Here is a 14736-nt window from a genome sequence, read left to right as displayed (position 1 = left end):
AGTTCGCCTCACGGTGTCGTGCCACGGAGTGGCTAACTTGTTCTTGCAATTTGCGGCAGGATCTTTTCCCTGCACAGACGTTAAAAACACTGCCCCGATGATCCCCACCATCACGATGACGCCTAACATAATCCTTCCTCCGATTTCGACTGGCAACCGTTTTCCACTATTTATTCTACCATGGGGGTACACTATTCTTCATCCAAATCGATCGGTTCATACGCCCACAGTAACCACAATTCCCAAGCGGCAATGCCAACGCCCAATGCGGCGCTGATTGCAAACAACAGATGGCCGCACCAAAAGTAATGCCAGGTTTGAACACTATTGACCACTAGTACTCCTGTCCATAACATTGCCGCCCAGCAATCTGATAGTCCATACCAGGCTTCATAAAACATCCACATGGTGAGGACCAAACTCGCAATTAAAAACAATGCATCACCGCCTTTTTCAAAGTCCCTTTAGTACACCAGTTGCGCCATTGACCGTCAACAACTTCCAATCACCACGCCAAAACAAAAAGCCGACCATCCTTGTGTCTCCAAGGCTGATCGGCTTCAAACAAATATTTTGATCTTTTAATGCGATTATTCGAACACGAATTGGTTATGGTACAGCTCACTGTAAAAGCCGCCAGCTTCAACTAATTCATGATGGGTGCCAACTTCGATCACTTGGCCATCTTTAAGCACCACGATCTTGTCGGCATTCAAAATGGTCTTCAAGCGATGCGCGATCACAAAGCTGGTACGCCCCGCAATCGCTGCTTCCATCGCCCATTGGATCTGTTGTTCTGTGACCGTATCCACGTTTGACGTGGCTTCATCCAAGATCAAGATCTCAGGATCCGTCAAAATCGTCCGCGCAATGGAAATCTGTTGCTTTTGCCCAACGGAAAATGGCGAGTTGGCTTCATCCACTTGGGTGTCATAACCTTCAGGGAGGCTTTCGATGAATTCATGAATATGCGTGGTTTTCGCCGCGGTGATCACTTCATCCATCGACGCGTCAGGTTTCCCAAAGCGAATGTTGTCAGCAATGGTCCCAGAGAACAAGACGGATTCTTGTAACACGATGCCGACTTTGGCACGTAACGCATCCAAGTTAAATTCACGAATATCGATGCCATCATACTTGATGCTACCAGCATCGACATCATAGAAGCGGTTCATCAAGTTCATGACGGTAGTTTTACCAGACCCGGTTGGCCCGACTAACGCCACCATTTGCCCTTTCGCGACGGAAATCGAGACATCTTTTAAAATCGGGGTGTTCGGTAAGTAACCGAAGTCCACATGTTCGATTTCAATGCCATCGCCGACAGTTTCAAACGGTTTACCAGGTTCCGGCCGCACTTCTTCTGGTTCATCAAACATCACGTTCAAACGCGTTGCCCCAGTGATAGCCAGTTGCAATTGACCAAAGGAACTGGAGATCTGCATGATCGGATTGTAATATTGTTGCGCGTATTGAATAAAGGTCACGACCAAGCCTAAAGCGGCGGCGGTTGACAACGAACTATCATTCAACGCAATTTTCGTGCCTAAGAAAATCACCAAAGCCGTGGTCAATAACGAAAAGCCGTTCATCAACGGGAAAATCATCCCCGACCATGCTTGCGCGGCAAAAGTCGACTTTTGCACGGCTTGGTTTTTGGTCACGAAGCCATCGATAGTTTGTTGTTGTTGACCTTCAACGATGATCGCTTTTTGACCAGAGATCTTTTCATCCATATAAGCGTTCAACACACTGACTTCAGCTTGTTGCTTGTCGGTGTATTTTTTCGCTTGAATGACGATCACAATGGCGCAAAGCACGGCCACTGGCGTCGTGGACACGGTGACCCAAGCCAACGAAACATTTTCATGGAAGATCATGATCAAAATCCCGATAAACAGTGCAATGTTGGTGGTGACATTGACCGCTGCTTGGTTCAAGGTGTTTTGAATGTTATCCAAATCACTGGTGAACCGGGCTAAAATGTCCCCGTCTTCATGGCGATCGAAGTACGCGATGGTCATCTTCTCTAATTTGCCAAACAAGCCTTTGCGCATGCGGTTGGTGGAGTGCGCCACGATCCGCGTGAATAAAATGGTGTACAGCAGTTGCGCCACACCAGTCATCACATAAAAGGCTAACAACTTCCACATTGAGCCGAAGAAATCAGCTTTGGAAGCTACTGGAGAGGTCGCGACTTTCATCAAACTGTGAATCGTCGTGCCTTTAGGTAAGCTGGACGTGATGGCGGCTGGCACATTCGCATTGGTCAAATGATGCCAATCAGATGGCATGGCAGCCAGTTGTTGTAAACCGTGGATTGTCGTGCCTTTAGGTAACTTGGCCAAGACTTGACTTGGCACCGAAGCGTCGGTTAATGCACTAGCGGCAACCGTGTGGCCAGTCGCTTTAGACAAGCTGGCCGCAATTTGATTCAAAGCGTCTTGAGCTTGCGTCGAGCCAGCAGCGATTTTCTTTAAGGCTTTGATCGCGTCTGGCGCATGTTGATGGGTGAAGAAGTCGCCGACAAACGTGGACAAATGCGTGATCGCATCCCCCATGATCACTGGGGCTTCCACTTGTAAGTAAGTCGCGGCGATAATAAAAATCGCGATCAGCAAAAATTGGAGCTTGTATTTTTTGAAGTATAAATAAAAGAACTTCAAAGCGCGAGTGGTGTCATTCATATTGAATTAGTCCTCCTTCGCTTTTTGCGTGTCATAGATCTGACGGTAAACATCGCTAGTTTCAAGCAATTCTTTGTGCGTGCCTTGGGCCACTAAGCGCCCTTCATCCAACACCAAAATGGTATCAGCGTGCACGACACTGGAGATCTTTTGCGCGATGATGATCGTGGTGGTGCCGTTCAAGTCCCGATTCATCGCTTCTTGGACCAGCTTTTCGGAATGGGCATCAAGCGCAGACGTGGAATCATCCAGAATCAAGATCTTTGGGGATTTGATCACGCCACGGGTGATGGACATCCGCTGCTTTTGACCACCAGAGAAGTTATTGCCGCGCTCTTCCACTGGCGCATCATAGCGTTCTGGCAAGCGGTCGATAAATTCGGCGGCTTGGGCAATTTTGGCGGCGCGGTCCATGTCAGAACTGGTTGCGTCGGCTTTACCTTGTTTCAAGTTGCCGGCAATTGTGCCAGAAAACAGGATCGCTTTTTGTAAAACGATGGAAATCGTGTTTTTTAACGTTTGTTGGGAAACGGATTTGAGGTCGCGTCCGCCAACTTTAACGGTCCCGGAAGTTGGATCAAACAGCCGTGGAATCAATTGCGCTAACGTCGACTTCCCAGCCCCAGTGGCACCAACGATGCCGACCATTTCCCCAGCAGTGAGCTTAAAGGAAATATCTTTGAGGGTTGGTTGTTGGTCGTTTGGATAAGCGAAGGAGACATCATCGAATTCGATACTGCCATCTAAATCTTCCACGTCATCAGTGGCGTAAGTCATTGACGTTTCAGTTTTGAGAATTTCTGAGATCCGCCCCATGGACACCATCCCACGACTGGCAAACATCGACATCATCCCGCCCATGATAATGGCAAACATGATCTGCATCATATATTGAACAAAGGACATGATGCCACCGAGTTGATCGGCGGCGACACTTGCACTTTTCGTCACGAACGTCGACACCAGCAGAATCGCCCCAAAAATCGCCAACTGCGAAATAATCGTAAACGCTGGGATCATCGTGGAAAAGGTGTACCCAACGGCTAAGTTGTGGCCGAGCAGTTCATCAGATTCTTTATCGAAAGCTTTGGCTTGGTTATCTTCTTGGACAAAAGACTTCACCACGCGTGCGCCCCGCAAGTTATCTTTGGCAATGCCGTTGATGCGATCCATTAAGGACTGGAACGCGGCAAAGTGTGGCCCCATGCGTCCCATGGAAATACCAGTGACGACGACGATCAAGACGACCATCACGACAATGATCCACCACAATTTTGGCATGGTCATGATACTTAAGATAAATGCGCCGACAAATAGTAATGGCACGCGGATCAACACTTGGAATACCATCATCAACAACATTTGAATTTGGTTGATATCGTTGGTCATGCGCACGACTAAATTGTCAGCTTTAAACTTTTCAACGTCTTCATATGAGAAGGTTTGGATCTTGCGGAAAGTTTGTTCCCGCAAATCCGCCGACACCGCTTGTGACAATTTGGCGGCGGTCAAAGTGTTCAGCACTGAGCCGATCAAACCGACCACAGCCACGACGATCAACGCGATGCCATATTGCGAGATCTTGTCGATTTTGCCGTTGGTGGACAAGGTCATGTCCGCCATCACTTTCAAAATACTTTTCATATAGGAAGGTTGCCATAATGCGGCGCCTACCTGTAGCAGCATCGTCAATAATGCCGCCGTGACCAGCAGCTTATATCTGCCGATTGCTTTAAAAATCATCAAATAATTCCTCCCAATTGAAAGCCGCGGGTCAGTCGGCTTTGGCAATTTACAACAACAAAATGGGACTTTCCGCGAATAAAAATAATCATTTCGATCACGCAAAGCAAATTGGATTATCCTACTTTGAAGCCGCTTTGTAAAGTCTTAATTTTTACGGTTGAACCCGCGCCAATTCAACGAAAAAAGCACCCTTAAAATGATTGACTTTGCAGTCATTTTAAGGGTGCGTGCAGATATCGAAATTTTTATTTGGTCATTTTAGGTAATAACTGGGTCACACTGCTGTGAGCGGAAATCGTCATGGTTTGAATCAAATCACGCCATTTTTCAGGGACTAAATGTAAATCGCAAGCTTGTGGATTTAATTCTACGGTGCGATCAGTGGCATTGAACCCCACGAGCACCGCTTCGTCCTTCAAATACCGCAAAATCCCCAGGCCTTCCCCATCAAAAATCACCGTCAAGCCAGCATTTCCTGAAAATAACGGGTCGTCGCGTTTGGCCCAAGCTGCCTGATACCACTTGAAAATCTCGTCATCGACCTGGTCCCAAGGATAATACTTGCGATTCAGTGGATCCACGTCACCATTGAGTCCTGCTTCATCGCCGTAAAACTGTACCAAATTGCCTGGCAAGCTCGCCCACAGCGTCACCATTTGCGCAAGCTTTGTCCGATCTTCACCAAGGGCCGTTAACACCCGCTGGGTATCATGCGTGGAAATGCTGGTGAAGTTATAGGCAAACACTTCCGGTGGATAGTTTTCTTTTAAGGTCAAGAGCTGCCGAGCAAACGTGCCGGGACTGATCGCGCCATTGACATAATCCAGCATCAACTGCCGCTGCGGATAATTCATCGCCCCTTGCAGCTCGTGGCCTTGCAAATATGGCCGGCGTTTATCATAAGCGATTTTATGCGACGCGTCTTCCCACACTTCCCCGATCAACACGCGGTTGGGATAGTGATCAAGCAGTGAACGAATTTCGCGCAAGAAATCATCAGCCAACTCATCGACGACATCTAGCCGCCAACCATCCACGCCGAGTCCCGTCCAATAGCCGATCACCGAATCCTCACCACCGGCGATAAATTCGTGGAAGCTGGCGGATTCTTTTTTTATGGCGGGTAAGTCCTTAACGCCCCACCAAGATTTGTAATCATCTGGCCAATGCTTGAAAGTAAACCAGGCTGCGTAAGGACTCGCCGGATCTTGCGCGGCACCGCGATCTTCATAATGGCCGAATGCATTGAAGTAGCGCGAATCCCGCCCGACATGATTGAACACGCCGTCTAAGATCAAATGCATGCCGCGCCGATGCAAGCCTGAAACCAACGCTTTAAAATCTGCCAATGTGCCGAGCATCGGATCGATGCGGTAATAATCTGCGGTGTCATAGTGGTGATTGGAGGCCGCTTCAAAAATCGGGCTGAGATATAACGCGGTGAAACCTAAGCTTTGCAGCCAATCGAGTTTAGCCGTGATGCCAGCCAAATTGCCGCCATAAAAATCCCACCGCACCACTTCACCTTGGCCATCTTTGACATAATATGGGTCATCGCTTAACTGCCCGTACAAAAAGCTGTTGGGTTTCGGGTGATTGATGTGTCCATCAGGATTACCATTGTTGAAACGATCGACAAAAATATGATAGATGCGCGCATTTTTGTACCAATCGGGTACCGTTTCGAAGCGATCGACCACGGTCAGTTGATACCAAGGCGCGGCATCTGGGTCGCGATAGACTTGCCCACTGCCACCAAAACCACCAGCGACGGTGCCATAAGTCACTTGGCCAGTGTTGGTTTCCACGCGAAAAGCGTAATACCACAACCCTTCTGAATCCGGCATGATCGTCGCCGTCCACTGGCCATTATGGCGATGCATCACCACCGCTTGCATGCCACCATCAGCTTTTGACACCAGTAAGGTCGCCACTTTAGCTTCTGGTGCCGTTAACGTAAAAGTGACTGGGGTTTGTTTCATCAAGGCCCCGGCAGGCGTGCGATCGACAAACGAATCATAATGCATTCACTCACCTCCATGACCCACTGGTGTTGCTGGCAACACATCCCAAATATCGCGACCGTATCGTGCCACGGTGTAATCTGCAGAGAACTGACCCGAGGCGGCGATATTTTTCAAGGCTGCTTGTGCCCAGGCGATCGGATCTTGCCACAACGCGTCGAGTTTATGCGAAGCTTCCACATAACTGCGGAAGTCTGCCAAAACCAAATACGTGTCGTTATAAACTAACAACTCATCTTGAATCTCGCGGCCTTCAGTGGTGATACCGGGGATCGTGCCATCAGTCAGCATGTCCACGACGCGATGCAGCGTCGGATCCGCTTCATAAATCGCACGGGCCGAATATTGTCCGCTGGCTTTAAGTTGCGCCACTTCTGGGGTGGTCAAACCAAACATCGCCATCGCATCTTCGCCGGCGGCATCTTTGATTTCAATGTTGGCGCCGTCTAGCGTGGCTAACGTTAACGCGCCATTAGCCATCAGCTTCATGTTCGACGTCCCAGACGCTTCCGTGCCGGCCATGGAAATCTGTTCAGAAATATCAGCGGCTGGAATAATGCGCTCACCAAGCGATACCCCGTAGTTTGGTAAAAAGGCGACAGCTAATTTGCCTTTGCAATCTGGATCATTATTCACCAAATCTGCCACGGCATTGATCAAGCGGATCACTGATTTGGCATAGCGATAACTTGGCGCGGCTTTAGCCCCGAAGACATGGACACGACTCGGGCGATTTTCGCCATTTTTGATCGCGAGGTATGCTTCTAAAATGCCAAACACATGGAGTAATTGGCGTTTGTAGGCATGCAGGCGTTTGATCTGCACATCAAAAATCGCATTAGTGGATACTTCAATGCCTAATTGATCAAAAATGATCGCCGCGAGTTTTTCCTTATTGGCTTTTTTAGCGGTGTGCAAAGCCTTGAGGAATTTCTCATCGTGCAAGTGTGCAGCCAGTGGCACCAACAAACTCGGATCACTGCGCCAACCGGTGTCGATAGCAGAATCGATCAACTCAGATAATTCTGGATTGGCGACTTGCACCCAACGTCTTGGCGTGATGCCATTGGTTTTATTGTTGAAGCGTTCTGGGAAAATCGTGTAGAGATCTTTCAGCACGCTGGATTTCAACAACTCGCTGTGGATCTTGGCGACCCCATTGACTGCGTGGCTACCGATCACGGCCAAATATGCCATGCGTAAATAGCCGTCTGCAATCGGGGCACAGCGCTGAATCAGCTCCCCGCCAAAGCGTGGCGTATAGGTTTGGCGGAAGCGGTGATCGACTTCTTGGGCGATTTGATACAGTCGCGGCATCAAACGGGCAAACATTTCTTCAGGCCAAGTTTCCAAAGCTTCTGCCATTAAGGTGTGGTTGGTGTAACTCAAGGTTTGCACCGTGATTTGCCAAGCTTCCTCCCAAGACAGGCCACCATCGTCCAACAACACCCGCATCAATTCCAAAACTGCCATCGCCGGATGCGTATCATTGATGTGAATCGCCACAAAGTTTGGCAGCAAGTGCAGATCTTGATGGAAGCGCCGATAATGCGTGATGATACTTTGAATGCCAGCACTGGTAAAGAAATATTCTTGGCGCAAACGTAATTCTTGCCCGGCGGTGTCAGAATCATCCGGATACAAAATTTGGGTGATGGCATTGATGCGGGATTTTTCGGCTAAGCTGTGAGCATGGCCAGGAACTGGTTCCGCACTCCACAACCGCATCGTGTTCACCATGTGATTGTGATGCCCCACCATGGCAATATCATAAGGCACTGCTAGCACATCATCAGTATCTTGATAAACTGGTTCTAAGCCACCGTTATCACAAGGCGTCAAATACACCGATCCGCCAAACCGCACGATCACCGCGCGATTTTCTTTGCGGGTCTCCCAAACATAAGGATCGCGCAGCCAGTCATCTGGCAACTCAACTTGATAGCCATCGACAAAGCGCTGTTTGAACAAGCCGTATTGATAGCGGATCCCGTTACCATTGCCGGCCATCCCGTCTGCGGCCATGCTATCTAAAAACGCCGACGCCAAGCGGCCCAAGCCCCCGTTACCTAAACCTGGATCGCCTTCTTGGGCATACAAATCAGGGATATCGATGTCAAGTTGTTTTAAACCTGCTTCAACTGTGTCTTTAATGCCGAGATTCAACAGATTCGACGCCAATAAGCGTCCAGGGAGAAACTCAATGGAAAAATAATAAACCTGCTTTTGCTGGTGATGATCATAATCTGCCTTGGTTTGCGCCCAGTCTTTGGCGTAATAGCCTTTCACCAAAAACGCTAGCGCTTGGTATTGTTGCATCGGGGACAGATTCTCCAGCGAATCGGCAAATAAATGTAAAGCTTCAGCTTGAAAATCAGCGATGAAGCGTTTTTTCGTTAATCCCATAAAATAAACTCCCTCCAAAAAATAGGTGGCAACAAGCGCCACCCATCTCGCACCCATTCAAATCAGTTTAAATGGTGCTGTTTTGTTATGTCGTGTTAGTTCAACAGATTTTGATAGCCTTGCAAATAGTCTTGCGCAGCATGGACCCAATCAAAGTCCTTAGCCATCGCCGTTTGTTGCAAGTGGGCGAATTCGTCAGGCGTTTGGGTGTAAACTTCTGCGGCCCGCCGCAACGTTTCAGCCAACACACCAGTAGTGTATTCCCAGAAACTGAACCCATCGCCATCACCGGTAGTCGCATCATATGCGATCACGGAATCGCGCAAGCCGCCGGTTTCATGGACGATTGGCAAGGCCCCATAGCGCATCGCCATCATTTGCGCCAAGCCGCTTGGTTCAAAGGCACTTGGCATCACAAAGAAGTCGACACCACCATAGATCCGTTGCGCCAACGCCACATCAAAGCCGATATACGTCGCGACTTTGCCTGCATAGCGCGCATGTAAATCGTCAAAATGCCGCTCCAAATCGCCATCGCCTGTGCCTAAAATTACGATTTGCATGTCTGTGCCTGGCAAGATCTGATTTAACGCGTCGACTAATAAATCCATGCCTTTTTGGCGAGTCAAGCGCGAGACGACGCCAAATAACGGCACATCCGTTTGCGGCAAACCGAATTCTTGTTGCAAAGCCAGTTTGTCTTGGGCTTTGCCAGCTAAATCATCTGCGGAATAATTGGCATATAAGTGTTTGTCGGTTTGCGGGTCATACAAGGTCGTGTCGATGCCATTTAAGATCCCGCGCAATTTCCAGTTTTGTTTGCGCAAGGTGCCATCGAGGTGTTCACCAAATGCTGGCGTTTGAATTTCACCGGCGTAACTTGGACTGACCGTGGTCACTAAGTTGGCAAAGTTGATCCCGCCTTTCAGGTAGTTCACCGAACCATCTTGAATAAAGCCGTCATCATTGGCAAATTGGCGACCGATGCCAAACACATCATCCAAAATCGATTGCGGGAACCAGCCTTGGAATTGTAAGTTGTGAATGGTCAATTGCGTTTTGATCCCAGACAACGCATTGATCCATTGGTACTTATCCGCCAACAACACCGGAATAAACGCAGTGTGCCAGTCGTTGACATGCAAGATATCTGGAATAAAGTCGATCACTTGCAACATTTCAATGATCGCCATTTGGAAAAAGCCGAACCGGCCGCCATCATCCCATTCGCCGTACAACACGTCGCGACCAAAGAATTCTTCGTTGTCGATGAAGTAATAGGTGACATCGTTGAGTTTTAAGGTCAACACGCCAACATATTTTTCTTGTTGGCCGAACTTCAAGGAAAAGCGAGCCAGTGGGCGCAATTGTTCACGATACGCGTCAGGAAACAACCGCGAATACAATGGCAATACCACGCGAATATCAACGCCTGCTTGTTTGAGCGCTTGCGGCAAGGCATACGCCACATCCCCCAAACCGCCAGTTTTATAAAATGGAACGCCTTCTGCAGCCGCAAATAACACTTTAAGCATGGGCTGACCCCTCCACTTCACTTTCACGGAACACGGTTTGATTCTTGCGTAACACGATCGGTTTGTCAGGCTTACCGACAATAGTCAAGTTTGGCCCGATCACCACGCCTTTATCCAAAATCGCATACTTGACCGTGGACCCGGTGGAAATCTTTGACCCTTGCATGACGACTGCATGATCGACTAAGGCATCGTGATGGATCACCACATTGCGGAACACGACAGAATCTTGCACGGTTCCTTCTATATAAGTGCCAGTACCTAACAAGGAATTGACCACCGTGGCATCTTTGGCAAAAAAGCTTGGGACTTCATTTTTACTCTTGGTCAAAATCGGCACACTGGACAACAGTAAGGATTGGAAGCTGGCATCATCGAGCATTTGTAAGTTCGAGTCGTAGTAGCGTTGAATCGAATCGATCCGCGCCAAATACCCGGTGTACTCAAAGGCATTGGCGTTATTCGCCAACACGTAATCCCGCAACAATTCTGGCAAGCGACGGAAGACATGACTTTGGGCCGCATCATCGAGCAAATCGATCAGGTCTGTGGTCGCCAACAAGTAAATGTCCATGAAACTTGGGATCTCATTTTTGCCTTGGTCGTCGTGGCGTTCTTTGGCTTGGACAATTGCCGAAGCGGTGCCTTGTTCTGATAACGCCAACGTCCAATCTGTTGGGCGAATGCGATCAAGCGGTAATTTCTTGTACACCGTGGTGATTCGGTTGTCACCAGCTTTGTGATAATTCAAAATCGCATTCAAGTTCACGTTGGCGACGTTTTTAGCGCCCATCACCACGGTGTACTTCGAGCCAGACCCGCGCAGAAATTGGGTGTAGTTTTCATAATAACGCGCGCGCAAGTCATCATTTTGGTAATCACGAGTCGCGACATACGGGAATAAGAACACCCCGCCTTGGATCAGATCCAAATTCCAAGCCGCCCCTGAGCGAATGTGGTCTTGCACTGACCGCTCAGATTCTGGCATGAATAAGCCGACTGAGTGAATGTCTGCTGCGGTGATCGCCGATAATGGAAAATCAATCAAGCGATAGCGTCCAGCAAAAGGCAAGGTGCCAATGGGACGATGTTCTGTTAATGGTAAAAGCGTGTGCACGTCTTCGTTTAAATCGATGACTGCCGCCATTTCTCCTTGTCTCATGCTTTCTCCTTTCTGCCGACTACCTCACCGTAGCCGATCACTGCAATGTCGTCTGGTTTGCCGATCACTTCACCATTGTCGCCAACCACCGCATCTTCGCCGACAATGGCATGATCGATGGTGACGTTTCTGCCGATCACGGCGTTAGGCATGATCATCGAATCGGTGATGGTCGAGCCTTCGCCGACTTTGACATTTTGACTTAAAATGCTGTGCTCAACCGTGCCAGCGACATATGATCCATCTGTAACCATGGAACGCTGCACCTTAGCGGACTTGGTGAAAAACATCGGCGGCAAGGCTTCCGTTTGCGAATAGATCCGCCAGTTGCGATTGGTGATATTCAGCGGATTGTTCGGCGACAGGAATTCCATGTTGGCTTCCCATAAGCTTTGGATCGTGCCGACATCTTTCCAGTAACCATGAAAGGCATATGCAAAAGTCGGTTCATTATGCGCCAAGTAGGCTGGAATGACATCTTTGCCGAAGTCTTCCATTTTGCCATCAGTCGAATAAGAATCGGTCAAATATTTCTTCAGCGGCGCCCAATCGAAAATGTAGATCCCCATTGAGGCCAAATCAGATTTCGGTTTCTCAGGTTTTTCTTCAAAGGCGATGATGCGATCCGTGTCATCGGTGTTCATAATGCCAAAGCGCGTCGCTTCTTCTAAAGAAACTGGCATGACGGCAACCGTTAACGTGGCTTTCTTGGCTTTATGGAAGGCTAGCATCCGCTCATAATCCATTTTATAAATATGGTCGCCAGATAAAATCAGCACATATTGCGGATTGTAAGAATCGATGTAGGCCATGTTTTGATAAATCGCATGGGCTGTACCTTCAAAGAACTTCTCACCTTCTGAGCTGGCGTAAGGTTGCAAGATCGTCACGCCAGCGCCGCGTTCGTTTAAGCCCCAGCTGGCGCCATTTTGCACATGGCGGTTGAGTTCCAAGGGTTGATATTGGGTGATCACGCCAACGGTATTGACGCCAGAGTTGGACAAATTACTCAACGTAAAATCGATAATGCGATAGCGTCCGCCAAAAGGCACTGACGGCTTTGCAGTATTTTTGGTTAATTTGCCTAGCCGAGTGCCTTGGCCGCCGGCTAGGATCATGCCTAACATTTCAGTGCTCATGTGGTTCCCTCCTGATCTTCTTTGGGGCGATCAATAATGCACTCATCGCCGGCAACACGACGCGGACTTGATCGGGTTGGCCATCCATTGGCTCACCGGTCGTATGCAAGGTGCGCTGAAGCCGCCGCCAAGTCCCGCCAAAATGATAACTTTCAGTATTTAACACAATTTCATAATCGCCACTGGCTGGTACTGCGATCGGATAATTTTGAATTTCTTCCGGCATCAAGTTCAACACCACAATGGTGAAATCATCTGCGGTTTCGCCTTTGCGAATGTAAGCCAACTGTTCTGGCCCATCGCCTTTGGTCACTTGCATGCCGCTAGGGTCGTGGTCATTGACCCACAAACTTGGACGCTTTTTGTACAATTTGTTCAAGGTCTTGGTGAATTGCTGCATGGCGGCATTCATCGGATCATCGAGATCGACCCATTCCAGCGCACTGTAATCGCGCCACTCCAGAAATTGGCCCCACTCACTGCCCATAAACAACAACTTTTTGCCAGGGTGGGTCATAAACCAAACAAACATCACGCGCAAGTTGGCAAATTGGTTGTAGCGATCACCTGGCATTTTGTGCATCAGGGATTTTTTGCCATGCACCACTTCATCATGGGAAAACGGTAAAATGAACTGTTCGTCGTAGGTATACACCCAAGAAAACGTCAACAGATTCAAATGATCGCGGCGCGCGTAAGGATCCATTTCAAAATACTTCAGCGTGTCATTCATCCAGCCCATGTTCCATTTATAATTGAAGCCTAAACCGCCCATATCGATCGGCGCCGAGACTTTGGGGAAAGCGGAAGATTCTTCGGCGATCATCAACGCTTCTGGATGCGCCGCAAACACTGAGGTATTCAGCTTCTTCAAAAAGGCTTGGCCTTCCAAATTATCGCGGCCACCGTTGACATTACGGTCGTTTTCCTTGCCAGCGTCATAATCCATATACAACATGTTCGACACCGCATCCACGCGCAGGCCGTCAAGGTGGCAATGATCCAGCCAATACATGGCACTGGAAATCAAAAAGCTTTGCACTTGAGTTTTACCGAGATCAAAATTCCAAGTCCCCCAACGCACATTATCAGCGCGGTGTGGATCTTGATATTCAAACGTCGGCGTCCCGTCGAATTGGGCCAAGGTGTCCGTGTTGCGAATAAAATGCCCTGGCACCCAATCCATGATCACGCCAAGTCCGGCTTTATGCGCCGCATCGACAAAAGCTAAGAAATCTTCTGGCGCGCCGAAGCGACTGGTGGCGGCAAAGTAGCCCATCAATTGATAACCCCAAGACGCATCAAGCAAATGTTCCATTAACGGCATCAGTTCAATGTGGGTATACCCCATTTGCTTGACGTACGGGATCACGAGTTTGGCTAATTCTTGATAAGATAAGTAACTGCCGTCCTCGTGACGCTGAAAGGACCCTAAGTGCATTTCATAAATATTTAACGGTCGTGAATAAATGGGCTGTTGTTTTTGTAGGTCTTGCCATGCGGCATCGTGCCACTCATGTTTTGGCAAGTCGCACAACTTCGCTGCAGTGCCCGGCTTTTTTTCAAAGGCGAAGGCGTAAGGGTCAATTTTTTCGATCACCTCACCGGCTTGCGTCGTGATGTGAAATTTATACAACTGCCCCACGTCGCCTGCGTGCTGTCCTTGCCAACAACCGGTTTCGCCGATCGGAGTCAACGCCACTGGTTCCCAGTCCGAAAAATCGCCGACTACTGCTACCCCTGCTGCATGCGGGGCCCATACCAGAAACTGCCAAACGCCTGGACTCACCAAATGTGCGCCAAAGCGTCGATAACTTTGATAATCTTCACCACGACCAAACAGATATAGCCACGGTGATGTTGTTTCATCCATCGACGTCGCCTCCTTTGATGCCGCTTACACGCCTAGTATAACACGATTTGTCTGAGTTCTCGCTACTAGAGATTATGATATTTTTTACCAAATATCATAATGGTTTCGACACCCGCGTTTTACAATCAAGTTAGCCACTATCGTTAGCACTCAGACAAAATAAA

Annotated in this window: 9 protein-coding genes; all 9 read right to left on the bottom strand. The window is 48.7% G+C overall.

All coding sequences use genetic code 11. The annotated features are described in order from the left end of the window. Positions 1–191: 191 nt before the first annotated feature. A complete protein-coding gene (locus FD01_RS03465) occupies positions 192–437 on the bottom strand; it encodes a hypothetical protein (protein ID WP_054719528.1) in 246 nt (81 codons plus the stop codon). A 153-nt stretch (positions 438–590) separates the two neighbouring features. After that, on the bottom strand, positions 591–2687 hold the full coding sequence (locus FD01_RS03460) for an ABC transporter ATP-binding protein (RefSeq protein ID WP_056962603.1): 2097 nt from the start codon (positions 2685–2687) through the stop codon (positions 591–593). Between the two features lie 6 nt (positions 2688–2693). Beyond that, positions 2694–4430: an ABC transporter ATP-binding protein gene (locus FD01_RS03455; RefSeq protein WP_056962601.1), complete on the bottom strand. Its 1737-nt coding sequence runs from the start codon at positions 4428–4430 to the stop codon at positions 2694–2696. 248 nt (positions 4431–4678) lie between these two features. Further along, a complete protein-coding gene (locus FD01_RS03450) occupies positions 4679–6460 on the bottom strand; it encodes an alpha-amylase family glycosyl hydrolase (protein WP_056962599.1) in 1782 nt (593 codons plus the stop codon). Continuing rightward, entirely contained in the window at positions 6461–8863 is a 2403-nt protein-coding gene (locus FD01_RS03445) for a glycogen/starch/alpha-glucan phosphorylase (RefSeq protein WP_056962597.1), read from the bottom strand. It lies immediately after the preceding gene. A gap of 95 nt (positions 8864–8958) precedes the next feature. Next, the gene (gene glgA, locus FD01_RS03440; RefSeq protein ID WP_054718643.1) at positions 8959–10398 is read right to left on the bottom strand and encodes a glycogen synthase GlgA; all 1440 of its coding nucleotides are present in this window, start codon (positions 10396–10398) and stop codon (positions 8959–8961) included. Continuing rightward, a complete protein-coding gene (glgD, locus tag FD01_RS03435) occupies positions 10391–11560 on the bottom strand; it encodes a glucose-1-phosphate adenylyltransferase subunit GlgD (protein ID WP_056962595.1) in 1170 nt (389 codons plus the stop codon). The genes glgA and glgD overlap by 8 nt, the downstream gene beginning before the upstream one ends. Next, a complete protein-coding gene (locus tag FD01_RS03430; protein ID WP_056962593.1) occupies positions 11557–12699 on the bottom strand; it encodes a glucose-1-phosphate adenylyltransferase in 1143 nt (380 codons plus the stop codon). Before FD01_RS03430 ends, glgD begins: the two co-directional genes overlap by 4 nt. Next, a complete protein-coding gene (gene glgB / locus FD01_RS03425) occupies positions 12689–14572 on the bottom strand; it encodes a 1,4-alpha-glucan branching protein GlgB (RefSeq protein WP_056962591.1) in 1884 nt (627 codons plus the stop codon). The genes FD01_RS03430 and glgB overlap by 11 nt, the downstream gene beginning before the upstream one ends. Positions 14573–14736 lie beyond the last annotated feature (164 nt).

It is taken from the genome of Lacticaseibacillus manihotivorans DSM 13343 = JCM 12514 (assembly GCF_001435035.1).
GTDB lineage: Bacteria > Bacillota > Bacilli > Lactobacillales > Lactobacillaceae > Lacticaseibacillus > Lacticaseibacillus manihotivorans.
This window is presented reverse-complemented; position numbering and strand designations above follow the sequence as displayed.

Excerpts from the sequence above, each read along its gene's own strand:
- glgD (WP_056962595.1), bottom strand. The coding sequence starts at position 11,560 with ATGAGACAAGGAGAAATGGCGGCAGTCATCGATTTAAACGAAGACGTG.
- FD01_RS03460 (WP_056962603.1), bottom strand. The coding sequence starts at position 2,687 with ATGAATGACACCACTCGCGCTTTGAAGTTCTTTTATTTATACTTCAAA.
- FD01_RS03445 (WP_056962597.1), bottom strand. The coding sequence starts at position 8,863 with ATGGGATTAACGAAAAAACGCTTCATCGCTGATTTTCAAGCTGAAGCT.
- glgA (WP_054718643.1), bottom strand. The coding sequence starts at position 10,398 with ATGCTTAAAGTGTTATTTGCGGCTGCAGAAGGCGTTCCATTTTATAAA.
- FD01_RS03430 (WP_056962593.1), bottom strand. The coding sequence starts at position 12,699 with ATGAGCACTGAAATGTTAGGCATGATCCTAGCCGGCGGCCAAGGCACT.
- glgB (WP_056962591.1), bottom strand. The coding sequence starts at position 14,572 with ATGGATGAAACAACATCACCGTGGCTATATCTGTTTGGTCGTGGTGAA.
- FD01_RS03450 (WP_056962599.1), bottom strand. The coding sequence starts at position 6,460 with ATGCATTATGATTCGTTTGTCGATCGCACGCCTGCCGGGGCCTTGATG.
- FD01_RS03455 (WP_056962601.1), bottom strand. The coding sequence starts at position 4,430 with ATGATTTTTAAAGCAATCGGCAGATATAAGCTGCTGGTCACGGCGGCA.